Annotated in this window: 23 protein-coding genes; 8 read left to right on the top strand and 15 right to left on the bottom strand. The window is 60.3% G+C overall.

All coding sequences use genetic code 11. The features are described 5' to 3' along the window. Nucleotides 1-8 precede the first annotated feature (8 nt). The 11 genes from WA367_RS13675 to WA367_RS13625 form a co-directional block, all read right to left on the bottom strand. A complete protein-coding gene (locus WA367_RS13675) occupies nucleotides 9-1220 on the bottom strand; it encodes an MFS transporter (protein WP_336057317.1) in 1212 nt (403 codons plus the stop codon). Beyond that, nucleotides 1217-1723, bottom strand: a complete 507-nt coding sequence (gene nusB / locus WA367_RS13670; protein ID WP_336057316.1) for a transcription antitermination factor NusB — start codon at nucleotides 1721-1723, stop codon at nucleotides 1217-1219. The genes WA367_RS13675 and nusB overlap by 4 nt, the downstream gene beginning before the upstream one ends. Nucleotides 1724-1729: 6 nt before the next feature. Then, nucleotides 1730-2197, bottom strand: coding sequence for a 6,7-dimethyl-8-ribityllumazine synthase (gene ribH, locus WA367_RS13665; RefSeq protein ID WP_336057315.1), 468 nt, complete (start codon nucleotides 2195-2197; stop codon nucleotides 1730-1732). Nucleotides 2198-2241: 44 nt separating this feature from the next. Next, complete coding sequence (locus tag WA367_RS13660) at nucleotides 2242-2856, bottom strand: riboflavin synthase (protein ID WP_336057314.1); 615 nt, start codon at nucleotides 2854-2856, stop codon at nucleotides 2242-2244. Then, a complete protein-coding gene (gene ribD, locus WA367_RS13655; protein WP_336057313.1) occupies nucleotides 2857-3978 on the bottom strand; it encodes a bifunctional diaminohydroxyphosphoribosylaminopyrimidine deaminase/5-amino-6-(5-phosphoribosylamino)uracil reductase RibD in 1122 nt (373 codons plus the stop codon). A gap of 9 nt (nucleotides 3979-3987) precedes the next feature. Further along, the gene (gene nrdR / locus WA367_RS13650) at nucleotides 3988-4452 is read right to left on the bottom strand and encodes a transcriptional regulator NrdR (RefSeq protein WP_336057312.1); all 465 of its coding nucleotides are present in this window, start codon (nucleotides 4450-4452) and stop codon (nucleotides 3988-3990) included. A 14-nt stretch (nucleotides 4453-4466) separates the two neighbouring features. After that, nucleotides 4467-5780 (bottom strand): serine hydroxymethyltransferase, encoded by a 1314-nt coding sequence (glyA, locus tag WA367_RS13645; RefSeq protein ID WP_336057311.1) that lies wholly within the window; start codon nucleotides 5778-5780, stop codon nucleotides 4467-4469. 167 nt (nucleotides 5781-5947) lie between these two features. Continuing rightward, nucleotides 5948-7204: a L,D-transpeptidase family protein gene (locus WA367_RS13640; RefSeq protein WP_336057310.1), complete on the bottom strand. Its 1257-nt coding sequence runs from the start codon at nucleotides 7202-7204 to the stop codon at nucleotides 5948-5950. Between the two features lie 279 nt (nucleotides 7205-7483). Continuing rightward, on the bottom strand, nucleotides 7484-7999 hold the full coding sequence (ldtR, locus tag WA367_RS13635; protein WP_336057309.1) for a transcriptional regulator LdtR: 516 nt from the start codon (nucleotides 7997-7999) through the stop codon (nucleotides 7484-7486). Between the two features lie 159 nt (nucleotides 8000-8158). Further along, the gene (locus tag WA367_RS13630) at nucleotides 8159-8557 is read right to left on the bottom strand and encodes a DUF6163 family protein (protein ID WP_336057308.1); all 399 of its coding nucleotides are present in this window, start codon (nucleotides 8555-8557) and stop codon (nucleotides 8159-8161) included. A gap of 20 nt (nucleotides 8558-8577) precedes the next feature. Then, the gene (locus WA367_RS13625; RefSeq protein WP_336057395.1) at nucleotides 8578-9612 is read right to left on the bottom strand and encodes an enoyl-CoA hydratase/isomerase family protein; all 1035 of its coding nucleotides are present in this window, start codon (nucleotides 9610-9612) and stop codon (nucleotides 8578-8580) included. Nucleotides 9613-9740: 128 nt separating this feature from the next. Here WA367_RS13625 and hemB point away from each other — a divergent pair, with 128 nt between their 5' ends. The 6 genes from hemB to WA367_RS13595 all read left to right on the top strand — a co-directional run bounded on the left by hemB (nucleotide 9741) and on the right by WA367_RS13595 (nucleotide 16262). Continuing rightward, the gene (hemB, locus tag WA367_RS13620; RefSeq protein ID WP_336057307.1) at nucleotides 9741-10769 is read left to right on the top strand and encodes a porphobilinogen synthase; all 1029 of its coding nucleotides are present in this window, start codon (nucleotides 9741-9743) and stop codon (nucleotides 10767-10769) included. A gap of 27 nt (nucleotides 10770-10796) precedes the next feature. Then, the gene (locus WA367_RS13615) at nucleotides 10797-11258 is read left to right on the top strand and encodes an RDD family protein (protein ID WP_336057306.1); all 462 of its coding nucleotides are present in this window, start codon (nucleotides 10797-10799) and stop codon (nucleotides 11256-11258) included. A 156-nt stretch (nucleotides 11259-11414) separates the two neighbouring features. Then, on the top strand, nucleotides 11415-13250 hold the full coding sequence (locus WA367_RS13610) for an SLC13 family permease (protein WP_336057305.1): 1836 nt from the start codon (nucleotides 11415-11417) through the stop codon (nucleotides 13248-13250). Nucleotides 13251-13268: 18 nt separating this feature from the next. Then, a complete protein-coding gene (locus WA367_RS13605; RefSeq protein WP_336057304.1) occupies nucleotides 13269-14015 on the top strand; it encodes an arginyltransferase in 747 nt (248 codons plus the stop codon). 51 nt (nucleotides 14016-14066) lie between these two features. Continuing rightward, on the top strand, nucleotides 14067-14969 hold the full coding sequence (locus WA367_RS13600; RefSeq protein ID WP_336057303.1) for a DMT family transporter: 903 nt from the start codon (nucleotides 14067-14069) through the stop codon (nucleotides 14967-14969). Between the two features lie 141 nt (nucleotides 14970-15110). After that, nucleotides 15111-16262 carry a GGDEF domain-containing protein gene (locus tag WA367_RS13595; protein ID WP_336057302.1) on the top strand — a complete coding sequence of 384 codons (1152 nt, stop codon included), beginning with the start codon at nucleotides 15111-15113 and terminating at the stop codon, nucleotides 16260-16262. Between the two features lie 60 nt (nucleotides 16263-16322). On the opposite strand, the gene parC is transcribed toward WA367_RS13595, so the two are convergent. Together parC and WA367_RS13585 are read right to left on the bottom strand one after the other, a co-directional pair. Then, nucleotides 16323-18590, bottom strand: coding sequence for a DNA topoisomerase IV subunit A (parC, locus tag WA367_RS13590; protein WP_336057301.1), 2268 nt, complete (start codon nucleotides 18588-18590; stop codon nucleotides 16323-16325). Between the two features lie 69 nt (nucleotides 18591-18659). Beyond that, on the bottom strand, nucleotides 18660-19505 hold the full coding sequence (locus WA367_RS13585) for an alpha/beta hydrolase (RefSeq protein WP_336057300.1): 846 nt from the start codon (nucleotides 19503-19505) through the stop codon (nucleotides 18660-18662). Nucleotides 19506-19643: 138 nt separating this feature from the next. Here WA367_RS13585 and WA367_RS13580 point away from each other — a divergent pair, with 138 nt between their 5' ends. Further along, nucleotides 19644-20825 carry a hypothetical protein gene (locus WA367_RS13580; protein WP_336057299.1) on the top strand — a complete coding sequence of 394 codons (1182 nt, stop codon included), beginning with the start codon at nucleotides 19644-19646 and terminating at the stop codon, nucleotides 20823-20825. Between the two features lie 74 nt (nucleotides 20826-20899). Here WA367_RS13580 and aspS read toward each other — a convergent pair whose 3' ends face one another. After that, on the bottom strand, nucleotides 20900-22687 hold the full coding sequence (gene aspS, locus WA367_RS13575) for an aspartate--tRNA ligase (RefSeq protein WP_336057298.1): 1788 nt from the start codon (nucleotides 22685-22687) through the stop codon (nucleotides 20900-20902). Between the two features lie 221 nt (nucleotides 22688-22908). Between aspS and rnd the strand changes: the two genes are divergently transcribed. After that, nucleotides 22909-24084: a ribonuclease D gene (gene rnd / locus WA367_RS13570; protein ID WP_336057297.1), complete on the top strand. Its 1176-nt coding sequence runs from the start codon at nucleotides 22909-22911 to the stop codon at nucleotides 24082-24084. Nucleotides 24085-24153: 69 nt separating this feature from the next. On the opposite strand, the gene ppx is transcribed toward rnd, so the two are convergent. Next, entirely contained in the window at nucleotides 24154-25647 is a 1494-nt protein-coding gene (ppx, locus tag WA367_RS13565) for an exopolyphosphatase (RefSeq protein WP_442935584.1), read from the bottom strand. Nucleotides 25648-25671 lie beyond the last annotated feature (24 nt).

Genomic DNA, 25671 nt, shown 5'->3' with positions numbered 1-25671 from the left:
CCTTCAGGTCAGACCGATTGGACTGTGCGGCGACGGCGAAGGGCGAGAGCGCCAAGAGATATGAGGCAAAGGCCCGTAACGGGGAAGATCACCCAGTTGAGCATGTCCCAGCCAAAGGCATTGTAGACCTGGCCCGACATGAGCGAGGAGAATGCAACCAGCGAGAAGAGTAGGAAGTCGTGCATGCCCTGCACCTTGTTCTTCTCGGAGGGGCGGTAGCAATCGGCGACCATTGCTGTGGCACCGATGAAGCCGAAATTCCAGCCGATGCCGAGCAGGATCAGGGCGGTCCAGAATTGCCAGAGCGCAATGCCGGACAGCGCGACAAGTGCGCAGCCGATCAGCAGGAACATTCCCGCAGCGACGACCCTCTCCTTGCCGAAGCGCGTGATCAGGCGTCCGGTGAAGAAGCTTGGACCGAACATGGCAATCACGTGCCAGGAAATGCCGAGCGTCGCGTCATCGGGGGAGAAACCGCAGCCGACCATGGCCAGTGGTGCGCCCGTCATGACAAAGCTCATCAGGGCGAAGGTTCCCACGCCGCAGAACAAAGCCACGAGGAAGCGTGGTTGGCTGAGGATCACACCCAGCGGACGGGCCTCGCCGCCGGCCGGCGGTCCGGTTTCCACCGGCTCCTTGCGAAGGCGCAGGAATGACAGGATGACAGCGCCAACAACGCCCAGAAACGCGACCGAAAGAAAGGCTCCGGCAAAAGAGACAGGAGCGAAAACTTCGCGCGTGTTGATGGCAAGCTGGGGACCAATAATGGCGGCAAAGACCCCGCCACCCAGTACCCAGGAAATGGCACGCGGCTTGAAACTGTCAGGTGCGTTATCGGCAGCGGCGAAGCGGTATTGCTGAACAAAGGAGTTGCCGAGGCCGACCATCAGCAAAGCGGCAGCGAAGAGCCAGAAGCTTGCCTGAAAGAGTGCCAGCGTTGCCACCACGCCTCCGGCAAAGGTCGCGATGCAGCCGCCCATGAAGCCGTTGCGCCGCCCAACGGCGCGCATGATCAAGGCTGCAGGCAAAGCGCCCAGCGCCACGCCTATATTGAACGAGGTGACCGGCAGGGTCGCCAGCGACTTGTCGGTGGAAAGGAGATAGCTGCCTGCCAGGCCGCCCATGGAAATGGTGATGGGCGTTGCTGCCCCCACAAAGGCCTGGGCCGCCGCCAGAACGAGGGCGGTGCGTTTGGCTTCGTGGAGGCTCTGATCCGTCAATTGCGGTCTTTCCCCCGCCCCTCATTGCGGGTGCGGCGGGCAACGCGATCAAGCACCGCATTCACGAGCTTGGGCTCGTCCTCGGTGTAGAATGCCTTGGCGATGTCGACATATTCGGAAACGATCACGGCCACGGGCACGTCGGAACGCTGGGTCAGCTCATAAACGCCCGCACGCAGAATGGCGCGCAGCGTGGAGTCAAGGCGGGACAGCGGCCAGTCGTCAGTCAGGGACTGGCGGATGATCGGGTCGATCGTCTTCTGGTTCTCGACGACGCCGGCAAGGATGGCGCGGAACCACTGATTGTCCGCCTCGCGATAGGTTTCGCCGTCGATTTCCTTGCCAAGCCGGAAGGTCTCGTATTCCGTCGTGGTTTCAAGAAGGCCGGTGCCACCGACATCCATCTGATAGAGTGCCTGCACCGCGCCAAGTCGCGCGGCGCCGCGCTTGTTGGCGGGCTTGAATCCCGGCTGCATCTTCGGCTGCCCGTTTTCTTCGGTCATGCCGTTCTAGCTCCCGAAACTTTTTCTGATTTCAATCATCTTAAGTGCGGCCAAAGCTGCCGCAGCACCCTTGCCAGGTGCGTTCTCCGCGCCTTCGCTCTTGGTGATGCGCGCGCGGGCCTGCTCCATATTCTCGACAGTGAGTATGCCGTTTCCGATTGCAGCACAATGCTTGACGGCAAGATCGGTCAGACCGCGTGCGGATTCGTTGGCGACGATCTCGAAATGATAGGTTTCACCGCGGATGATGCAGCCGAGAGCGACGAAGCCGTCGAACTGCTTTCCGCCGCGATAGGCTGCATCGATTGCCATGGAAATGACGCCAGGAACCTCGAGCGCGCCCGGCACGGTCACGACCTCGTAGGCAGCACCGGCAGCATCAAGCGCCTTCTTGGCGCCATCCAGAAGTCCGTCTGCGATGTCGTCGTAGAAGCGCGCTTCAACGATGAGAAGCTTCAGCTGTTCGTCTGCCATGAAATCCGTGCCCCTTGCGGCGAAGTCGTGTGAGAGCGGTGCAATTAGGCCGGATTGGCCGTCTCTGCAAGTCGTGCGGCATAGCGCGCCATCGTATCGACCTCCAGATTGACCACGTCACCCGTTTTGCGATCCCCCCAGGTGGTTACGCTCAATGAATGTGCAATCAGGAGAACGTCGAACCGGTTCCCCTCCACCTGATTGACGGTAAGCGATGTTCCATCAAGCGCGACGGAGCCCTTGGGTGCGATGAAGCGCGCCAGATCCGCCGGAGCTTCGAGGCGGAAGCGGGTTGCATCCCCTTCTTCGATACGCTCGACAATTTCCGCCTGCCCGTCGACATGGCCTGAGACGATGTGGCCGCCCAGTTCGTCACCGATCTTCAGCGCCCGCTCGAGATTGATCCGGGTGCCTTCGGTCCAACGGGAAGCAGTGGTCAGGCGCAGCGCTTCTTCCCATGCCTCGACCTCGAACCAGCGGCCATTCGACTGCGCGTCCGGCAAGGCCACGACGGTAAGACAGACGCCCGAACAGGCGATGGAAGCGCCTATGTCGATTGTCTTCGGGTCGTAGCTGGTGCGAATGCGCAGGCGCACGCCTTCCTTGAGCGGCCGAACGCTTTCCACCTCGCCGATATCGGTGACAATGCCGGTGAACATTCAGCCTTCCCTCACATATTCGAAATAGCGGTCCGGACCGTATTGCGCTTCGCGCTTCAGCACCATCCCATGTGGCACATCCTGTGGCGTGACGGGAGCCGGAATGCCACGCTCACCGATTTCCGCCGGCCCCACATAAAGCGCCAGACGGTCGACCATATGCTCGGCCAGAAATGCTTCGGCCGTAAAGGCACCGCCTTCGACGATGAGTGTGGAAATGCCGCGTTCGGCAAGATCTTCCAGCAGTTCGGGGATGGCAATCTCGCGGCCCTCAACGTCCACGGCAATGAAACCGACGCCCTGATCCGCGAAGGGCTGTCTTGCCGCTTCACAATCGGCTGCGGACGTCAGCAGCAGGGGTGTCTTTCGCGCCGACCCGACCAATCTTGAATCCAGCGGCAGCCGCATGTTGCGATCGAGCACGATACGCGTTGGCGAGCGCGCCTCGAGCCCCTCGAGACGACAGGTCAGTTCGGGATCATCGGCCAGTGCGGTGCCGATACCAATCAGGATGGCATCGCTTTCGGCACGCAGACGATGCACCTGGCGTCGCGCAATGGCACCGGTAATCGCGACTTGCCCCTCACCTTCAATGCCGATCTTGCCATCGGCGGAAAGCGCAAGCTTCAGAATCACTTCGGGGCGCTTCTTCGAAGACCGATTCAGGTAGCCGCGGAGTTGGTCGGCGGCTTCTTCCGCCAGAACGTTTTCCACCACTTCGATGCCAGCCTCGCGCAGCATGGCATAACCCCGGCCACTGACCCGTGGGTCCGGGTCGCTAGCTGCGCCGACAACGCGGGTGATGCCCGAGGTGATGAGGGCTTCCGCGCATGGGGGCGTTCGGCCGTGATGGGCACAGGGTTCCAGCGTCACATAGGCTGTTGCGCCGCGCGCGAGCTCACCCGCTTCATCAAGAGCCTGCGGCTCTGCATGCGGACGACCGCCGATATGGGTGACACCGCGGCCAACGATGCGCGGGCCATCGCCGTCATCGCGGACGATCAGCGTTCCCACGGATGGGTTGGTCCCGGTGAGGCCAAGATTGCGGCGCGAATAGCGGATCGCCGCCGCCATGAAGCGGCGATCCTGTTCACTTGCAGCCGTTTCTTCAGGCTCAGACATCTGCCTCGCCTATTCCGCGTCGGGCTCGCCCTTGAGCTCGCCCAGCACATCCTGAAAGTCCTTCGCCTCGCGGAAATTGCGATAGACAGAGGCGTAGCGCACATAGGCGACGTCATCGAGCTGCTTGAGCGCTTCCATGACAAGAAGACCGATCTGATCCGACGGCACTTCGTTCTCACCGGAGCTTTCGAGTTGGCGCACGATGCCATTGACCGCCCGCTCGACACGCTCGGGCTCGACATTGCGCTTGCGCAACGCGATGTCGACGGACCGGTTGAGCTTGTCGCGGTCAAAAGGAACCTTGCGGCCCGAGCGTTTCAGCACCACGAGATCGCGAAGCTGAACACGCTCGAAGGTGGTGAAGCGCCCCCCGCAGTCGGGACATGCGCGGCGACGGCGGATCGCGCCGCCGTCTTCCGCGGGACGCGAATCCTTCACCTGCGTGTCTTCCGACTGGCAATAAGGGCAGCGCATACCGGTTGCCTGCCTCAGCCGAGATAGGGATAGAGCGGGAAGCGCTCGGTCAGAGCCATGACCTTGTGCTTCACGGATTCTTCCACGGCGTGATTGCCCTCGTCGGAATTGGCTTCCTTGAGGCCATCAAGCACTTCGGCGATGAGGCGGCCAACTTCGGCAAATTCTGCAACGCCGAAGCCGCGCGTCGTGCCGGCTGGTGTCCCAAGGCGGATGCCGGAGGTCACGAAGGGCTTTTCCGGATCGAAGGGAATGCCGTTCTTGTTGCAGGTAATGTTGGCGCGGCCAAGGGCTGCCTCGGCGCGCTTGCCGGTGGCGTTTTTCGGGCGAAGATCAACCAGCATCGAGTGGTTGTCGGTGCCGCCCGAGACGATGTCGAGACCGGTTTCCTGCAGGCTTGCAGCAAGCGCGCGCGCATTGGACACAACAGCCTGTGCATATTCCTTGAAGTCCGGCTCAAGCGCCTCCTTCAGTGCCACGGCCTTGGCGGCGATGACATGCATCAGCGGACCACCCTGAAGACCGGGGAACACGGCCGAATTGAACTTCTTGGCCAGTGCTTCGTCATTGCACAGGATCATGCCGCCGCGCGGGCCGCGCAGGGATTTGTGCGTCGTCGTGGTTACAACATGAGCATGCGGGATCGGAGACGGATGGGCACCACCGGCCACGAGACCCGCAATATGCGCCATATCCACCATGAGATAGGCGCCAACCGCGTCAGCGATTTCGCGGAAACGCTTCCAGTCCCAGATACGTGAGTAGGCGGTGCCGCCTGCAAGGATCAGCTTGGGCTTGTGCTCATGTGCCTTGCGCTCGATCTCGTCCATGTCGAGGCGATGGTCGTCTTCGCGCACGCCATAGGAGACGACATTGAACCACTTGCCGGACATGTTGACCGGTGAACCATGGGTCAGGTGACCGCCGGAATTAAGATCAAGCCCCATGAAGGTGTCGCCGGGCTGCAGAAGTGCAAGGAACACGGCCTGGTTCATCTGGCTGCCGGAGTTGGGCTGCACATTGGCGTAGTTGCAGCCAAACAGCTTCTTGGCGCGCTCGATGGCGAGTTCCTCGACCACGTCGACATATTCGCAGCCGCCGTAATAGCGCTTGCCGGGATAGCCTTCGGCATATTTGTTGGTGAGGACGGTGCCCTGCGCTTCCAGAACAGCGCGTGACACGATGTTCTCGGACGCGATCAGCTCGATTTCGTGGCGCTGACGGCCAAGCTCACCGCGGATCGCGTTGAAGATCTCGCTATCGGCTTCCTCGAGCGGGCGGGAGAAGAACGTCTCGGTCTGAACCGAGGCGGCGGATGCATTGGCCATGGTGTTACCCCTATAGGTCGGAAACAGTGGCAGAGTGTGAAGGGCACCTAGCACCTTTCACGCAGCTCCACCACTCGCCGAAGATAGAATCTTACCCAGGGGGACAATTTCCACAGAGGCGCGTGTCAGGCAAGCCGAACGCGCCTCCGTGAATGGTCGGATCAGACTTACAGCACGTTGGACATCTGCAGCTCGGCTGCACCGTCCATGCCGTAAATATCGTCGCGGAAATGGACCGCACCGTCGCCTGTGGACCATGCGGAGATATAGGTGAAATGCACCGGGACGGGGTTGGAAACCGGGATACGAACATCCGAGTCGGTTTGGATCGTCTGCTCAATCCGGCGGCGATCCCAGCCGGGCGTGTCGCGCAGGATCCAGGTGACAAGATCGCGCACATTCTGCACGCGCACGCAACCTGACGAGTGGAAACGCTCCTGATCGCGGAACAGGCTCTGCTGCGGCGTGTCATGCATGTAGACGGCATGCGGATTGTGGAAGTTGATCTTCACGGAAGCCATGGCGTTGATCTTGCCCGGATCCTGGCGGAAGCGGTACTTCGTTGCCTCATCCGTGGACCAGTCGACCGTCAGCGGATCGATCTCCTGACCATCGGGCGCGATCATCCGGATATTGTTATCGGCCAGATAATTCGGGTTCTTTCGCATCAGCGGAATGATGTCCTTGCGGACGATCGACACCGGCGCGTTCCAGTACGGGTTGAGAATGATCTCGTGGATCTTGGAGGTCAGGATCGGGGTCTGACGATCGACCTTGCCGACGACGCCCGTATGGCGCAGCGTGACGCGGCCATTTTCCACAGCCTCGATATCGGCGGCGGGAATGTTCACCATCACGAAGCGGTCGCCCGCATTATAGGCCTGCTCGCGCAGTCGCTGCAGGTTGGTCTGCAACTGGCCCAGACGCACCTGCGCCGATACGTTGAGGGCGGAATAGGTATATTTGCCTGTGACGCCGTCATCCGGCAGGCCATGGCGACGTTGAAAACGCTTCAGCGCGGCATCGACATAAGAGTCGAAAGCCGGAGACATGCCGGCCTGCTGAGCCAGATCACCCGAGATCATGAGGCGACGGCGCAGCATCTCGACATCAGGGTCAATCACGCCGATCTCAAGCTTCTTGGTGTCCGGGACACGTGGCCAGCCGCCGGACATGGCGATGCGGGAATAGTCAACAATAGCCCGCTCCACGTTCGATACCGTTGCAGGGCTCAGGACAGGCTGGCTGGTCACCACCTTGCCGCCATTCGAAGCCTGTGCATCGAACTGGTCATCCCATGCCCCGCGGCGCGGCGAACGGATGACTGCATCGAGCAGCCCCTGAGCCTCAGCCGATCCCGTTACCGCGGCAGCTGCGGCTGCGCTGGCACCAGTCAGGAACATGCGGCGAGTGGTATTCTTCATTGGCCGAACCTCAATTTCCTTCAGACCGCGTGATGACGATCTGCGGGACTATCAACTGTTGTGGTTAACATACCGCCAATGGCGGGATCTGCGCCCTGCCCTGTCGACTAGGCGACCCCCGCATGGCTGCAACATCCATCCCTTCCACCCGATTTTGGTCTAAACGTGACGGAGCCGGTCAGTGCATACGAAAAAGGCCAGCGCCCATCGGACGCTGGCCTGCCGTAACACGGCCCCGCATATGACCAGGTGCCCCCGGCCGTCAAACTGGCAGAATGATCACATACGGTAGGCGATGGTGTCGTTCCAGAAGCGGTCCAGACGCTGGAGCGCGCGATTCAACTGGGCGAACTCGTCCATGCTGATACCACCGACCTGTTCGATGGAACCGATGTGACGGTCGTAAAGACGCGAGACAACCTTGGCGATTTCCTGTCCCTTCGGCGTCAGGCTGATGCGCACCGAGCGGCGGTCAACGCGGGAACGCTGGTGATGGATGAAGCCGAGATCGACAAGCTTCTTGAGATTGTAGGATACGTTGGATCCCAGATAGTATCCGCGTGAGCGAAGCTCGCCTGCGGTCAGCTCCGCACTGCCGATATTGAAGAGAAGCAGTGCCTGGATCGCGTTGATGTCGCTGCGGCCCTGGCGCTCGAATTCGTCCTTGATGACGTCGAGCAGGCGGCGGTGCAGACGCTCGACCAGCTGGAGCGATTCCAGATAGAGCGAGCGAAGTGCATCTTCGCGGTTCTCGGTGGATTTACTTTCCTGTGTCGCGGGTCGCGTGTTCATCATGGTTTGGTACCTTTCGTTTTGACGCCGGTGAGTTGTTTTTGTTCTTCACCTTGATCGCGAACCTAACGAAGGCACCTAAAATTCGACTTAAAAACCAGCCTTAACAAGGCCTTACATAATAGTACCCTGCCATTACGGCTAAAAAGGCGTTAACTCGGGTTAATGCGGGCGGGAGCGCTCCGCCAGGTGGCGCGCAACCCTGAGCGCCAGATAGCCAAGCAGCACCGCAAGGTGGAAACCCAACAGCAAAGGGCGACTGCCAAAGAGTTCGGGAAACCCGAGATACATCACCGCTTCCATAAATGCCGCGGCAAACCAGATGACTGGCCCCCATGAGGCAAGTGCCCAGAGGCCTATTGCGGCAAAGGGAAAGAGAACGGCCAGCGGGGCAGCGGTCGCGCGCCAGTGCAGGGGCATCAGATCGAAGCGCCAGACATCACCCGGATAGACACCTATCAGCCTCACCCAATAGGCAATGCCCAGCGCTAGGCTCACGAGCGCAAGAGCGCGCAGAAACAGTTCGGCTACTGCATCCAGCGCCGCTGGCCGCAGCTGCATGCCACCTGCGCCCTCGCCTGTCATAGATCGAGGTCCCCGCCCTCAGGCTCTGCGAAATAGGGCTCTATGTCCTGCGAGCCTACCTCCGCGAGAGTGGCGGGTTGCCACTGCGGATCGCGGGTCTTGTCCACCAAAGCTGCGCGCACGCCTTCAAAGAAGTCATGGCCGATCAGCATCTGACGGAGAATGCGATAGTCGGTGACCAGACAGGCATCGATGTCACGCGCTCGTGCCTCGTTGATCTGGCGGAATGTCACGCGAAGGCTCGTGGGCGAGCGCGCGGCAAGGGTGGAAAGCGTTTCGCGAGCGAATTCCGTGTCAGATCCCGTGAGGCTTTCCACGATCTCCTCTACCGTGGCCTTGGAGAAATGATGCTCGATTTCCGCCAGCGTGTGTTCACCTGCCTCTCGTTCAAACTGCGTGCCGTGGCGCGAGATCAGCTCGTCCACATGCACGCCCTCGCAAAGGGCCTCTTCCATCTGCGCCAGCAGGTCGCTCGGCACGCACGCCTTCACGAGGCCGGAGGCGGCAAGATCGCCGGCGGCGATCTTCTGGCCGGTCAGTCCCAGATAAACGCCATAGGCACCAAGGCGTGACAGCAGATATCCCCCGCCGACATCTGGAAAGAAGCCGATTGCCGTTTCCGGCATTGCAAACAGTGCCTTTTCCGTGATGAGCGGATGCGAGCCGTGCAGCGAGAGGCCCACTCCGCCGCCCATAACAATGCCGTCGATCAGACTGACATAGGGTTTGGGATAATGTGCAATGGCGGAGTTCAACCGATATTCATCGGCGAAGAAGGAATGCGGGGAGTTACCGGCCTTGCCGTCGCGGTAGACGGCCACGATGTCGCCACCAGCGCTGAAGGCCCTGCCCTCACCTTTCAACATGATGCACTGTACCGCATCATCATTGCGCCAGGCCTCCAGCGCACGCGCGATCGCGTTGATCATGGCGTGGTTGATCGCGTTCAGCGACTTCGGGCGATTGAGCGTGATGATGCCGGCCTTGCCGCGCCGGGAGAAAAGAACGTCCTCTCCGCCTCCGAAATCCATTTCCACCGCTGCCTCCCTTGATTACCTTCTAGGTGATTATTGGCCGCACCCCTGGCAGTCAATGCTGGCGGCGATTGCGGCAGTGGACGGCGAAGTGCTAGACAGCGCGGCGGATCAGGAGCCTGCCGATGAACAGACAAGAAGCAGTATCAGCCATGCAGCGCAGCGTTGACGAGATTACCGGCGGCCGTCGCCTCAGGCGGATGCGCAAGGCCAACTGGTCGCGCCGCCTCGTGCGCGAGCATCACCTGAGCGTTGACGACCTGATCTGGCCAATATTCCTTATCGAGGGCGAGAACCGGAAGGAAAGCGTCGACGCCATGCCGGGTGTCTTCCGCTACAGTGTGGACATGGCCGTGCGCGAGGCGGAACGTGCCGCTAAACTCGGCATCCCGGCTATTGCGACCTTCCCGAATATCGACAACAGCCTGAAGGATGAGCGCGGCAGTCTCATTCTTGATGCGGATAATCTCATAAACAAGGCAAGCCACGCCATCAAACAGGCCGTTCCGGAACTTGGCATCATCACCGATGTGGCGCTCGATCCATTCACCAGCCATGGCCATGACGGCGTGCTGCGCAACGGCAATATCATCAATGACGAGACGGTGGAGCTGATCGCCCAGGCAGCCGTGTTGCAGGCAGCGGCTGGCGCAGACGTGATTGCACCTTCCGACATGATGGATGGGCGCGTGGGCGCGATCCGCGATGCGCTGGATGTGGCCGGATACACCGACGTTTCCATCATGGCCTATTCCGCAAAATATGCTTCCGCATTTTACGGGCCCTACCGCGAGGCGATCGGCACGAGCGGGCTGCTGAAGGGTGACAAGAAGACCTATTATGTCGATCCCGCCAATGGCGAGGAGGCCGTGCGCGAAGCGGAGCAGGATCTTGCCGAAGGCGCAGACATGCTGATGGTCAAGCCCGGACAGCCCTATCTCGATGTGATCTACAGGTTGAAGCAGGCTTTTTCGGTTCCCACATTCGCATATCAGGTCTCAGGCGAATACGCGATGATCCGCGCTGCTGCGGCAAATGGCTGGATCGACGGTGACCGCGTCATCATGGAAAGCCTTTTGGCGTTCAAGCGCGCGGGATGCGACGGCATACTCACCTATTTTGCGCCTGAGATCGCAGAGAAACTGAAGGGGTAAGAACCCTTCGAACAGGAAGGCAAGCGGATGAGCAATGAAAGCCGGGCGGACGATCGCGGATTGATCCTGCATGACGAGGCGCTGGACGGTGTACGCACGCGGCGTGTTCTTGCCTTTTGCGTGGATTACCTGCTGATCGGCCTGTTGCTCATCCCCGTCGCGATCGTGGTCTTCTTTCTGGGGATCATCACGCTTGGGCTAGGCTGGTTTCTGTTCGGCATCCTCGCACCGCTGACTGCGCTTCTTTATGTGGGCGCCACGCTTGGCGGTTCTGCTCAGGCCACCGTCGGCATGCGGATGATGGGCCTGCGGATGCTGCGTACGGATGGTGGCCGCGTGGACTGGATGTTGGCCATGGTGCATACGGTGCTGTTCTGGGCAGGCAACGCAGTCCTGACACCTCTGGTTCTTCTGGCCTCTCTCTTTCTTTCCAACAAGCGCACGCTCCATGACCTGCTGCTGGGCACCGTCGTCATTCGTGATCGCTAAAGTCATCCTTGTGAGGCCGTGCGGCGGCAAAATTCTTCCTCCCACTTGAGCCGGGACAGACAATTGAATGTTTGCCCGCCAAGGCGCACAGGATATTGTCCGGCCTTGAGAATTTGCGGGCAGCCGCCAAAAGAGTAACGAGGGGACAAGGCGGGTATGGGCGACTTCCATCTATGGATGACCTACGGGATCATCCTGATCAGCGTCGCTGCCTATGTCAGCGAGCGGTTTGCGCTCGAGCAGGTTGCGCTGGCCACGCTCTCGGCGTTTCTCGTGCTTTTCGCAGCATACCCCTATGAAACCCCGGCGGGCGACATGCTCAGGCCGGACGAACTATTGCTCGGCTTTGCCAACCCCGCCCTGGCGACGGTGCTCGCACTGCTTATCGTGGGTCAGGGGCTTTTCGCCACAGATGCGATGGACCGGCCGGCGCGCATGATGGCGCGGGCGGGGGGCCGCTCGGCCAACCGCGCAGTGGTGATAACGCTGCTCACTGCCGCGACACTCAGTGCAATCCTGAACAATACGCCGGTGGTGGTGATCTTCATTCCCGTCATCACGGTCATGGCGGCCAAGCACGGCTTCACCGCTTCCAAGGCGCTCATGCCCCTTTCATTTCTGACCATTCTGGGCGGAATGACGACCCTGATCGGATCTTCCACCAATCTCTTGGTGGCCGGCGTTGCTCAACGCTATGGCATGGAGGTCGGTTTTTTCGAGATCACGCTGCCGGGCCTGATGCTGGCTGCGGTCGGTGCCATTTATGTGCTTGGGATCATGCCGAAAATCCTTGGCCGTGAAACCAATGATCTCACTTTCCGGCAGAGCATTTCCGGTACCCAGTTCATCGGTGAATTGCGGCTTGGGCCGAACCATCCGTTTCTCGGCATTGAATCACGCGCCGGGCTCTTTCCAGGGCTGGGCGAGCTGACGCCGCGGCTTATTATCCGCCGTGGCATGAACTTCTTTCCTCCCTTCGAGAATGTGACGCTTTCACAAGGCGATCGGCTGGTGGTTACGGCCACACGCCGCGCCTTCATGAAGGCGCTATCCATCGGCGGACCAACCCTTGTCTCAAGCGAGGATGCCGAACGGTTCGCGCATACGGGAGACCCCACTCAGCCCCTTGGCCCCGATTACCACGTCGCCGAAGCGGTTATCGCGCCCGGTTCGCGCCATGCAGGGCGTACCATCCGCAATGCAGGCATCGACACCACCCATGGCATTCACCTGCTCGGCGTGCAGCGCAAGAGCCGCATGGGCCGCACTTCCATGTCCGATATCCGCCTGGAGCCCGGCGACACGATCCTGATCGGCGGTACCGACCGCGCCTTCGAGGAACTGCGCGAGAGCCACGATCTTCTGGTGCTGGAATGGTCGGCCGAAGCCGTTCCCCAGAGGCGCAAGGCGGGTATTGCCATCGCCATTTTCGCGACCATCGTCATTACGGCCGCCCTCGATCTCATACCGATCATGGTCACGTCGATCGCCGGTGCATTTGCCATGATCCTGGCGGGCTGCCTGACGCTGCAACAGGCGGGGCGTGCCTTCGACCGGCAGATATTCCTGCTCGTGGGTTCGTCCATTGCCGCGGCGACCGCGCTTGAGCGAACGGGTGGCGCTCAACTGATCGCGGATACGGCCGTCGGCCTGATGGATGGCCAATCTCCCGCAGTCTTTGCCTCCGGCTACTTTCTGGTCGTCGCATTGATGACGAATTTCCTGTCGAACAATGCGACCGCCGTTCTGTTTACGCCAATCGGCATTGGCATCGCACAGGCCATTGGAGCACCGGTGGAGTTTTTCGTCGCGGCAACGATCTTTGCGGCTAACGCCTCCTTCGCCACCCCGATAGGCTATCAGACCAACCTGCTGGTCATGGGCCCCGGTCATTACACTTTCCGGGATTTCATTAAGGCGGGTGCACCACTTGTTGTGATAATGTGGTTGACCTTTTCATTGCTCGGCCCATGGTATTATGGGCTCTGGTAAGGAAGACACCGCCCGGAAATGACGCAGCAACCGAAACATTCGCCGCAATTCTTTCTGACCGCCGCGTCACCCTGCCCCTATTTGCCTGGAGAATATGAGCGGAAGGTTTTCACCCACCTTGTGGGTGACAAGGCGCCCGAACTGAACGACCTTCTGACCCAGGGCGGCTTTCGACGCTCCCAGAACATCGCCTATCGTCCGGCCTGCGAGACATGCCGCGCCTGCGTTTCGGTTCGTATTCTGGCGCAGGAGTTCCAGCCGACGCGCAACATGAAGCGCATTCTCAAGCGCAATTCCGACCTTATAGGCACCTCCAACCCGGCCGAGCCGAGCACCGAGCAATACTCCCTGTTCCGCACCTATCTGGATGCGCGACACAATCGGGGCGGCATGTCCGACATGACAGTTCTCGACTACGCGATGATGATCGAGGACACCCATGTGTCGACCGAGGTGATCGAATATCGTCGGCGCGGCCCCGATTCCTTCGTGACGGGCAAGGGTGAAGGAGAACTCATGGCTGTTGCTCTTACCGATCGCATGGCTGATGGGCTTTCGATGGTCTACTCCTTCTACAATCCGCAGCTTCACGACCGATCACTTGGCACCTTCATGATCCTGGATCATATTCGGCGCGCACAATCGGCCGGTCTGCCCCATGTGTATCTGGGATATTGGGTCAACGGCTCGCGGAAGATGGAATATAAGGTCCGCTTCAAGCCGCAGGAGCATCTGGGCCCTACCGGATGGGATCGGGTGGATTAGCCCTGCATCCGACTGCAATCTTCCAGGACCTCCCGTTTTTTCAGGTGCAAATTGGCCGCGAGTGACGACAACCACACCAAGGGGCTGCTTCTGACCGCGCTTGGTGGCCTGGTGCTCACCGTGGACATTCCGCTGATCCGCCTGGCCGACGGCGATCACTGGCCGATCCTCATGGTGCGCAGTGCGATCACCTTTTCGGTCTCGCTCATCGTCTGGCTGATCTGGCGCAGCCTGTCATCGCGTGCGCCAGCATTCATCCCCGGCAGGACAGGCCTTGTCGTGGCCACGCTTTACGGCATCGGCGCGGTGGCCTTCATGGGAGCGGTGTTCCACACTACTACGGCAAATCTCGTATTCATCCTTGCGCTCAATTCGATGTTTGCCGCCCTCTTCTCCTGGCTTTTTCTGAAGGAGCGCCCCTCGCCTGCGACATTGATTGCCATGATGATGATGCTTGTGGGTGTGCTCATCATTGTCGGCGACAGCATCGGAACCGGCAATCTGCTTGGTGATCTCCTGGCGTTATGTTCCGCCCTCATGATCGCGACCGCGATCACCATTACGCGCCAAAGCGGCAAGGATATGGGCTTTGCCGCTCTGGCAGCGATCCTGCTGCCATTCCTGGTCGGCGCCTTCATGACATCCAAGGTCGGCTACCGCATCGACGACCCGGTCTGGATCATCATCAATGGCGCCATCGTCATGCCCATTGCATTTTTCTGCCTTGCCAATGGTCCCAAATATCTGTCGGGGCCAGAAGTCGCGATGTTCTATCTTCTGGAAACGGTGCTGGCGCCCATCTGGGTGTGGATAATCTTCAGCGAGATCCCCTCCACCCAAAGCCTGATCGGCGGCACGATCCTGATCGTCACGCTTATCAGCCATTCACTGTGGCAACTTCAGCAAGGCAGGCGGCGAAGAAAAGCTGCGCGAGCCTTGCGACATCCCATCTGAAGCAGCTGAGATCCTGATTCACCGAGCGGTTACAAGTCACTGATTTTCCGTGTGCTTCGGGGGGTAACTTTGCCCGCGTGAACTCTCCATTAAAGTTTTGCGTGGATGCTGGCGCCAACTATATTGGGGGGTGTCCGAAATATGGACGCAATGACAATCGCCACCGGCTTTCTGCGCAGCCTTGGCCTCGCCGCCCTCGTGGGCATGTCGTTTGGCGCACTGCTGCGACTGGAACTGCGCGGGCTGAAACTGGGGCTAGCCAGTGGTGCGCTCTTTGGCTTTGCAGCCATAGCCGCGATGGCCGATCCGATCCGCTTTCAGGAGGGCATGATCTTCGATGCCCGCACGGTGCTGATCGTGCTCTCCGCACCGATGGGCGGCCCAGTGGCGACCGCTATCGGTACCATGCTCGCCGCATCCTATCGCGCCTGGCTCGGCGGAGTCGGTGCGGTGGCCGGTGTTTCGGGCCTCATGCTGGCCGGACTCGTCAGCCTTGCCTTCTACTGGCGCAAGGGTGCTGCACGCACGATCCGCGACTTCTCCATTCTAGGCTTTGTCGGCGGCATCACCATCTTCACGATATTCCTGATGCCCCGCCCGCAGGCCATGGCCGCGTTCGAGAACATGGCCCTGCCCTACATCATCACCACGACGCTTGGCACGATCCTGGTGGGTATTTTCCTGACTGCGGAGAAGCGCCGCCATGACTTCGCACGCGCCTTGAAGCATGCTTCGGAGACGGACGCGCTCACCAAGGTGTTCAACCGGCGCAAGCTGGACCGACTGGCCAACAAGCTGGAGAACAAGGCGGCTACGCAGCAGGGCTACGCGGTCATCATGTTCGACATCGACCACTTCAAGCGGGTGAACGACACCTACGGTCATGCAGCCGGCGATGCCGTTCTGACGCGCGTTGCCGAGATCGTTTCAGCGCGCACGCGCAATATGGATCAGGTCGTGCGCTACGGCGGCGAGGAACTCGCTGTCATTCTGCCGGACGCCAATGAAAAGGGTGCAGCGTCCGCCGCTCAGGCGATCCTCAAAACCATCGAGAACTCGAAGATCGAATGGGATGGCGCGGATATAGCCGTCACAGTCAGCGCTGGCGTTGCCGCATCCAACAGTCACGGGCCAAGCCTTGTGGATGTGGTAGCTGCTGCGGACCAGGCCATGTATGCGGCCAAGCGCGCCGGCCGCAATCGCGTTCAGACCGCATCCACCATGCATCGCGTGGAGGTTGGCGCCGCACCTGCGTTGCAGGCCGATGCGAGCCAACAGGAAAAAGCAATCTGATCCATCGTCGGCTTCAATTAACAAAAACGGGAGCTCGTATAGCTCCCGTTTCTTTATGCGCTATTGCTGGCTTGCGAACTTGCCCGTTCGAGGGAAGCCCTTCGGGGCCAGGCGTCCTGCTCCGGCCCGATTGCCGATCCATTCCAGCAGTTCTTCCCTTTTGCGGTTGAAGGTGCGGTCGGCCGAATCCTGCCAGCTCAGCCCCTCCTCCATCGTGAAGGTCTTGATGTCGGAGACGCCGCCGTCCTTGTAGCGTTGCAGACGCACGCCTTTCCCGCGGGTCATTTCGGGGATCTCTGACAGAGCAAAGACCAGAAGCTTGCGGTTCTCGCCGACAATGGCAACGTGATCGCCGGAAACGGGCACGCAGAGCTTAGCCTCGTCAGGCGACTTCACATTCATGACCTGCTTGCCCTTGCGGGTATTGGCCACGATGTCCTTTTCGGCAACAACGAACCCATTGCCTGCATGCGAAGCCAGCAGCAGCTTGCGCTCGGGGTCATAGGGGAATGCCGTAATGATGGCCTGGTCATTTTCCATGTCCACCATCAGGCGCACCGGCTCGCCATGACCGCGGCCACCGGGAAGCCTGTCGGCACCGACGGTGTAGACCTTGCCGCCGGTGGTGAACATCAGGATCTTGTCGGTGGTCTGCGCGTGGAAGGCCAGTTTCAGGCTGTCGCCTTCCTTGAAGGAGAGCGTTGAGAAGTCAGCCAAATGACCCTTCAGGGCGCGCATCCAGCCCTTCTCCGACAACACGACAGTAATGGGCTCGCGCTCGATCAGGGCAACCGCTACGTCTTCCAGGTCATGCTCGGGCGCATCGGCGAAGCTGGTGCGACGCTTGCCCAGAGCCGGATTCTTCTCCGGATCATAGGTCTGGCGCACCTTGGCCACTTCCCAGCGCACGGTTTTCCACTGCTTGGCCGTGGAGCCCAAAAGATCCTCAATGCCCGCCTTTTCCTCCGAAAGCGCATCATGCTCCTTGCGGATCTCGAATTCCTCGAGCTTGCGCAATGCACGCAGGCGCATGTTCAGGATGGCTTCGGCCTGGGTGTCGGTGAGATCGAAGCGGGCGATCATCACCTTTTTCGGCTCATCCTCCTCGCGGATGATGCGAATGACCTCGTCGATATTCAGATAGGCGATGAGGTAGCCGGCCAGCACTTCAAGGCGGCGCTCGATCTCGGCAAGGCGGTGGCGCGAACGGCGCAGGAGCACTTCGCGGCGGTGGTCGAGCCACTCGCGCAGAACCTGCTTCAGCGACAGGACGCCTGGCACCTTGCCCCGTGAAAGCACATTCATGTTGAGCGGGAAGCGCGTCTCCAGATCGGTCAGCTTGAAAACCGATTCCATGAGCAGTTCCGGCTCGACCGCCCTGCTTTTCGGCACCAGGATCAGACGGATGTCTTCCGCACTTTCGTCGCGAACATCATCGACCAGCGGTAGCTTGCGAGCGATGATAAGCTCGGCGATCTTCTCGATCAGGCGTGACTTCTGAACGCCGTAGGGGATCTCGGTGATCACGGCCTGCCATTGGCCGCGACCCTGATCTTCCTTCGCCCAGCGCGCGCGCACGCGGAAACCGCCGCGACCGGTCTCATAGGCCTCGCGCATGGATGCGCGGTCTTCGACGATCACGCCGCCTGTCGGGAAATCCGGCCCTTTCACATGCTTGAGCAGACCATCCAGATCGAGTTCAGGATCATCGATCAAGGCAAGTGCGGCATCGCAGATTTCAGCTGCATTGTGCGGCGGTATGGAGGTTGCCATGCCAACCGCGATGCCGGACGAGCCGTTGCACAGCAGGTTCGGAAAGGCACCAGGAAGAACCGTGGGCTCTTCCGTTTCCTCATTGTAGGTCAGGCGAAAGTCGACGGCATCTTCGGTGATGCCTTCAAGAATGCCCGTGGCGGCCTCGGTCATGCGCGCTTCGGTGTAGCGCATGGCTGCGGCACTATCGCCATCGATATTGCCGAAATTGCCCTGCCCGTCCACCAGCGGATAGCGCATGGCAAATGGCTGGGCGAGACGCACCAGCGCGTCATAAATCGAGCTGTCGCCATGGGGGTGGAACTTGCCCATGACGTCGCCCACGATGCTGGCACATTTGGAAAAACGCTGCCCCGGCTCCAGCCGCTGCATGCGCATCGTATAGACAATGCGCCGATGCACAGGCTTCAGGCCATCGCGCACATCGGGCAGCGCCCGGTGCATGATGGTCGAAAGTGCATAGGCCAGATAGCGCTCTTCAAGCGCTTTCTTCAGGTCCACCGGTTCGGAGGACGCTCCGTCTCCGCCGCCGGGCGGTAGCAGTTCTTTTCCCATGGATTCGGGTTAACGGACCCGGCAACACAAGGCAATAGCAGGCGTCCGCTCATCCACTGATCTGGTCCGTCAGCGCGTCACTTGTGCCAGAAAACGCTCGATAGCCACCGTTGCGGGATCGCCGGGCTGGCCGAGTTTGCGTGCGATGGATCCATGGGTGTAGCGCCCGCCATCAAAGACCGCGACGCTCGTGCCGCGCGCGCGCAGAATGTTTGCGTAACCATTGGTCAAAGCGCGGCGGCGCGCGCCATTGGAGCCTGAATGCAGGAACAGATGAGGCGCGTAGCCGGAGCCTTGCCTTGCATAGGTGACGGGCGACCAGCGAACCCAGTTCTGCGGATTGGAGCCGAAAGCATCCAGATAGGGATAGCCGAGCGAGCCGCGCATACCCGCATAGGCGACCATGTCATATGCCTGCACATCGTTCGGGATCACCCCCCTCACCCTGCCGCACAGCTTGCGCGCCTCGCAAAGCGCTACCAGATGCGCACCGGCGGAATGGCCCATGAGCACGATGCGATTGGGATCACCGCCATAACGACGGGCATTGCGGCGCAACCACTGCACCGAACGTGCAAGGTCCTCCACCTGTCCCTCGACAGTGGTCGCCGGCACCTTGCGGTAGTCTATGGCAACAAGCACATAACCCTTGGAATTGAGCCATTGCGGCAGGGAGTAGACCTTCTTGCGGTTGCCCTTCACCCAGCCGCCGCCGTGCACATAGACGACGATGGGTCTGTCGCGGCCCCCTGCCAGCGAGAAGAGATTGAGCGCCGAGGCGCGCTTGACCTGTGGCGTGTGGATGTCGAGGGCCAGCCCCCGCGCATAGGTCAGGCCGTCATGGAGCTGGCCTGCATGTGCGAGAGTAAGACTGGTGATGAGAATAAAGATCGCCAGCTTGAGCGGTCGCAACATATGGAATGCCCCGTCTTGATTGCCTGAAACCTGAAACAAATCGCCTGCGGGCAAATTGACACAAGAGCAGCCGCTCGTCATCTTTCCTTCGGAATTTTCCCTTTATCTGTGCGGCAAATCGGTCCGGGAGTTCTTTTCATGAAGCGTATCACCTCACTCTCTGCGTCGCTGGCACTTGCCGGACTGACCAGCACCGCCCTTACCGGCCCGGTTCTGGCATTCGAAGCCGATGTGGTTGCCAAGCGTTTCGAGGAGCTGGTCGAGAAGCAGCAGGTCGATGTCGAATGGTCGGCAGTGCGTCAGGACGGCCAGTCGATCATCCTCGAAGATGTGACCGCCACGGCCGAAGGCGAGGATGACAGGCTGGATCTGGGTGATCTCGTTCTTCAGGACGTCAGCGAAGATGACACCAGCTATCGGGTCGGCGCGGTCAATATAGAGGACTATTCGGTCAAGGATGACGATGTTTCCTTCTCCCTGAAAGGCCTCTCAATTGCAGGGCTGGTTCTGCCGAAACAGGATGAGACCGATCCCTATGGCGGCGTCATTCGCTATGACAGCATGAAAGTTGCCGAGGTGTCGGTTCGCGACGATGATGGCGATCTTGTGCAGGCGCGCAATGCCGCGATGAGCATGGATGCCGATGGGGAGGATAGTCTTACCTTCTCCGGCAGCGTGGAAAGCTTTACCGCCAATCTCGACAATCTGATGGAGAGCGGAAACGCCAAGGCTGCCATCAATCAGCTTGGCTATTCCACCATTTCAGGCTCGGCCAGAATGGGTGGCGCCTGGCGGGCTTCAGACGGTCTTGCCACACTCGACACCTATGAGGTCAGCGTGGAAGATGCCGGGACCTTCACGATCTCCGGCGAAATCAGTGGCTACACGCCCGAATTCGTCAATGCGCTGACGCAGATGACTTCCAAGATGCAATCAGGCAGCGAGAATTCCATGCAGGGCATGGCGATGCTCGGCCTGATGCAGCAGCTCAACTTTCATGGGCTGTCGCTGCGTTTCGACGATGCATCGCTCACCGGAAAGCTGCTCGAGTTCGTGGCCTCCAAACAGGGCGGCAAACCGGCTGATGTGGTGAAACAGGCCGAAGCCATCATCCCGCTGCAGGTCTCACCCTATCTCGGCCCCGACATGACGCGGGAGCTGACAGAGGCGGTCACGACCTTCCTCAACAATCCGCAGAACATCACGATTGCCGCACAGCCGGAGAACCCCGCTCCCTTCACCATGATCATGGGCGCTGCAATGGGCTCGCCGGAGCTGCTGGTCAAACAGATCGGATTGTCTGCGAAGGCCAACCAGTAAATTTTTGGCCAATCAGAAAATGCAGAAAGGCCCGGCGCGATGCCGGGCCTTTTGCTATCCGTTACTGGCTGATGTCAGCTTTTCGCCTGAGGCGCCAGGCGCAGGTGAAGCTCGCGAAGCTGTGCCGGAGTGGCTTCAGATGGAGCATTCATCAGGAGGTCCTGAGCCTGCTGGTTCATCGGGAACATGGTGATCTCACGCAGGTTCTTCGCACCCACGAGCAGCATCACGATGCGATCCACACCGGCAGCCATGCCGCCGTGAGGCGGTGCGCCATACTGGAAGGCGCTGTAGAGGCCGCCGAAGCGCTCTTCCACTTCGCTCTGCTCGAAGCCGACCAGGCCGAATGCCTTGACCATGACTTCGGGCAAATGGTTGCGGATGCCGCCCGATGCAATCTCGAAGCCATTGCAGACCATGTCATACTGATAGGCCTTGATGGTAAGCGGGTCCTGGTTCTCCAGCGCTTCCATGCCGCCCTGGGGCATGGAGAAGGGGTTGTGCGCGAAGTCGACCTTCTTCTCGTCCTCGTCCCACTCGTAGAAGGGGAAGTCGACGATCCAGCAAAGCTCGAAACGGTCGCGGTCGACGAGATCGAGTTCCTCGCCCGCACGGGTGCGTGCGGCACCGGCAAAGCTTGCAAATTTCTTCGGATCACCGGCAACGAAGAAGCAGGCATCGCCATCTTCCAGGCCAAGCTGCGTGCGAATGGCTTCGGTGCGCTCGGGGCCGATATTCTTGGCAAGCGGACCCGCGCCCTGCAGTTCCTCGCCTTCCTTGCGCCAGAAGATGTATCCAAGACCCGGCTGGCCCTCGCCCTGCGCCCAGGAATTCATGCGGTCGCAGAACGCACGGCTGCCGCCGGTCTTCGCCGGGATGGCCCAGACCTCGTTTTTCGGATCGGCTGCCAAGATATTGGCAAAAACCTTGAAGCCGGAATCACGGAAATGCTCGGAGACTTCCTGCATCTCGATCGGGTTGCGCAGATCCGGCTTGTCGGAGCCATATTTGCGCATGGCCTCGTCATAGGGGATGCGGCGGAAGTTCTCGGTGACCGGCTTGCCGTTGGCGAAGGTCTTGAAAATGTCGCGGACGACCGGCTCCATGGTGGACAGAATGTCTTCCTGCTCCACGAAGCTCATCTCGAGGTCGAGCTGGTAGAACTCGCCGGGAAGGCGGTCAGCACGCGGGTCCTCGTCGCGGAAACAGGGTGCGATCTGGAAGTAGCGATCGAAGCCGGAGACCATGATCAGCTGCTTGTAGATCTGCGGTGCCTGCGGCAGCGCGTAGAACTTGCCCTCATGAAGGCGCGACGGCACGAGGAAGTCGCGCGCACCCTCCGGTGAGGAAGCCGTGAGAATCGGCGTGGAGAATTCGGTGAAGCCTGCTGCGCCCATGCGGTTGCGCATTTCGGCGATGATCTGCGTGCGCTTGACGATGTTCTTGTGCAGCGTCTCGCGGCGCAGGTCGAGGAAGCGGTATTTCAGGCGAATGTCTTCGGGATATTCCGGCTCGCCGAATACCGGCAGCGGCAGTTCCTTCGACTTGGAAAGCACCTCGATCTCGCCAGCGAAAACCTCGACCTCACCGGTCGGGAGATTCGCGTTCACCGTCTCGTCGGTGCGTGCCTTCACCTCACCATCGACGCGAATGACCCACTCGCCGCGCACGGTTTCGGCAGTGGCGAAGCTGGGCGAATCCGGATCGGCAACGATCTGGGTCAGCCCGAAATGGTCGCGAAGATCGATGAAGAGCAGGCCGCCATGGTCGCGCACGCGGTGCACCCAGCCTGAAAGGCGGACTGTCTTGCCGACGTCGGATTTTCTCAATTCTGCGCAGGTATGGCTGCGATAACGATGCATGATTTTCAATTCCGCTGTGCTGAAGCTCGTCGGAAGGCGATGCGGGCTATGGCGCACCGGGCCTTGTTATCCGCGCGGGAAAAGCGCATGCGCGCACGGTTTTGTCAAGGATGCCCCCTTGGCTGCCCCCACTCTCGAGCAATGCACCACTATTAATCGTGAAATGTGTGCATGCACACGATTTTCTTCACTTTTGTGCCGGCAGCGCATAAAGAAGAGGCATGGAACTTATCAAGACGCGCGAAGCGCTGGCCGAGGCTGTCAGCAAGCTTTCTCAATCCGACTTCATCACCATCGACACCGAATTCATTCGGGAGTCGACCTATTGGCCGGAGCTCTGCCTAATCCAGATGGCGGCACCGGGTGTTACGGCACTGGTCGATCCTCTTGCCGAAGGCATTGATCTGAAGCCCTTCTTCGATCTGATGGCCGATGAGAGCGTGACGAAGGTCTTTCATGCCGCGCGCCAGGATATCGAGATCATCTACAATATGGGCGGGCTGATCCCCCATCCGATCTTCGACAGCCAGGTCGCGGCTATGGTTTGCGGCTTCGGTGACAGCATTTCATACGACCAGCTCGTCTTCCGCATCACCGGCGAGCGGATCGACAAGACCTCGCGTTTCACGGACTGGCGTCACCGGCCGCTGTCGCAGAAGCAGCTCGACTATGCGCTGGCCGATGTCACCCATCTCATCCCCGTCTACGAGCATCTGAAGGCCCAGTTGGAGCGTGAGAATCGCGCCCATTGGCTGAAGGAAGAGATGGATGTGCTGACCGCGCGCGAAACCTATGACCCGCATCCAGAGGATGCGTGGAGAAGGCTCAAGCTGCGCGTGCGCAAACCGATCGAGCTTGCGGTGCTGCAGCATGTGGCCGCGTGGCGGGAACGCGAGGCGCGTGAGCGCAATGTGCCGCGCGGGCGTGTCATCAAGGACGACGCCATATATGAGGCCGCGCAGCAGCAGCCGAAGGACAGCCAGGCGCTCGGACGCATGCGCTCCATCCCGAAAGGTTGGGAGCGTTCAAGCACGGCGGCCGGTCTGCTGGGTGCTGTGGCCAAAGCTCTTGCCACACCGAAAGAGGAATTGCCCCGCTTGCCCAAGCAGGTTCATGCCCCGGAAGGTGCTGCCGCGGCAGCAGAACTCATCAAGGTCGTGCTGAAGCTGGTGGCCGAGCGCGAAGGCGTTGCGCCGAAAATGCTCGCATCCAGCGACGACATCGACCGCATTGCCGCCGAAGGCGAGAAGGCGAAAGTGGCGGCGCTTTCGGGCTGGCGGCGTGAGGTGTTTGGCGAGGAAGCGCTGAAGCTTCTGCGCGGCGAAACTGCGCTCCGCTTCCGCAATCGGCGCATTGAGACCTTCACGCCTTTGAAGGAAACAGCTGGCGCCGACTGATTGGCGTCGCCAGCTATTCTTGTCGATATTTTTCTAAAGGCTGCATTTCCGCGCGCTGCGCGGAAACAGCTATTCCCTGGCCACATCCAGCACGAGGTTGAGGCCGGTCACGCGGGCGAGATGTGCCATCCGGCCGAGGGGACGTTCGCCCATCAGGTCGGCCCTGTCGCGCGGGATCAGAAGTGCGATTGATCCATCCTCCCGCTTCTCCCATTTCAGCCGCGGAATGACACCCGGCATCGAGGCGGACAAGAGATAGGCCACGCGCATCAATCCGCCCAGAAGGCGAGCCCGTTCAGCATATCTGGGCGTAGCGAGCTGGCGCATTTCCGGCGACAGGTTGTCGTCGAACAGCCCCTCATGTCGGAACATGATTGCAAGGGCGACATAGGCCCGGCCTGGATGATTGATGCCGGAGAAAGAGCCGTGAGCGATGATGTTGAGCGACTGCGTACCGCGATATTCAGGATGCGCGCGCCAGCCGATATCGGCCAGAAGGCAAGCCGCCTGCCGATAGCGCGCATCGTCTTCGCTTTCTTCAACGCCCAGAGCCCTAAAGGCCTCGCCGGTCCATTCGGCCAGTTCCTGCGCATGAATGTGGGAACGTGAGCGCAAGAGCGCCATTTCACGGGCTGCGGACAGGAGCGGATCACTCCTGCGCTGCTCTTCCTTCAAAAGTGAGAAGAGATAGCCTTCGCGAACACCATTGGCCGATATGATCAGCTTGGAAGGCTTCATGGCGCGCATGACCTCAAGAAGGACGGTTGCACCATAGGGCAGCAGCGCACGGCGGTTTTTCGAAACCCGGCCGATGCCGCGCATCTTTTCCAGGTCGCCCCGGGCGACGCGCTTCAGGAAGGCGAGATGCTTTTGCGGGTCGAGCTCGTAATGGTGCATGACCTGCAGCGGATATTTGGTCACGCTCATATGCAGGCGGGCCAGATTACGCCAGGTGCCACCGACGCAGTAGAACGCCCTGCCCGCGCCTTCCTTCAGCCAAGGCGCACGGGCGATCTCATCGCGGGCAATTTTCGCAGCGTTTTGCGTAGATCCCTCGGCCATTTCCTTGAGCCGCAGACCGCCCAGCGGCAGCGTGATGCCATCGCCCATTGTGCTGCCTGCGACATCAACGAGTTCGAGACTGCCTCCGCCAAGATCGCCGACAATGCCGTCTGGTTCGTGGAAACCGGACATGATGCCATAGGCGGAATATCTTGCCTCCTCGCGACCGGAAAGAACCTGGATTTCCGTCCCGAGAATTTCCTCCGCGCGGTGGATGAATTCCGGACCGTTCTCCGCCTCTCGCGCGGCTGCGGTGGCCAGAACATGGAGCGACTGTGCGCCTGCCTGCTGCGACAATGCCCGAAATCTGCGAAATTCCTCGATGGCGCGGCTGACACCGTCCGGATCGAGCTTGCCGGTGGTCACGATGGACTTGCCGAGGCCGGCCAGCATCTTCTCGTTGAAGAGAAGTGTTGGAGACCGGGCGACGCCCTCATAGACCACAAGGCGGATCGAGTTTGACCCGATATCGATGACGGAAACCGGACTCCTGTCCTGCAACCGACCCTGAGTTGACGAGATACT

The organism is Nitratireductor sp. CH_MIT9313-5, assembly GCF_037029545.1.
In the GTDB taxonomy this organism is placed as follows: domain Bacteria; phylum Pseudomonadota; class Alphaproteobacteria; order Rhizobiales; family Rhizobiaceae; genus Chelativorans.
Note: the sequence above shows the minus strand (reverse complement) of the source record. Positions and strands in the feature narration are given on the sequence as shown.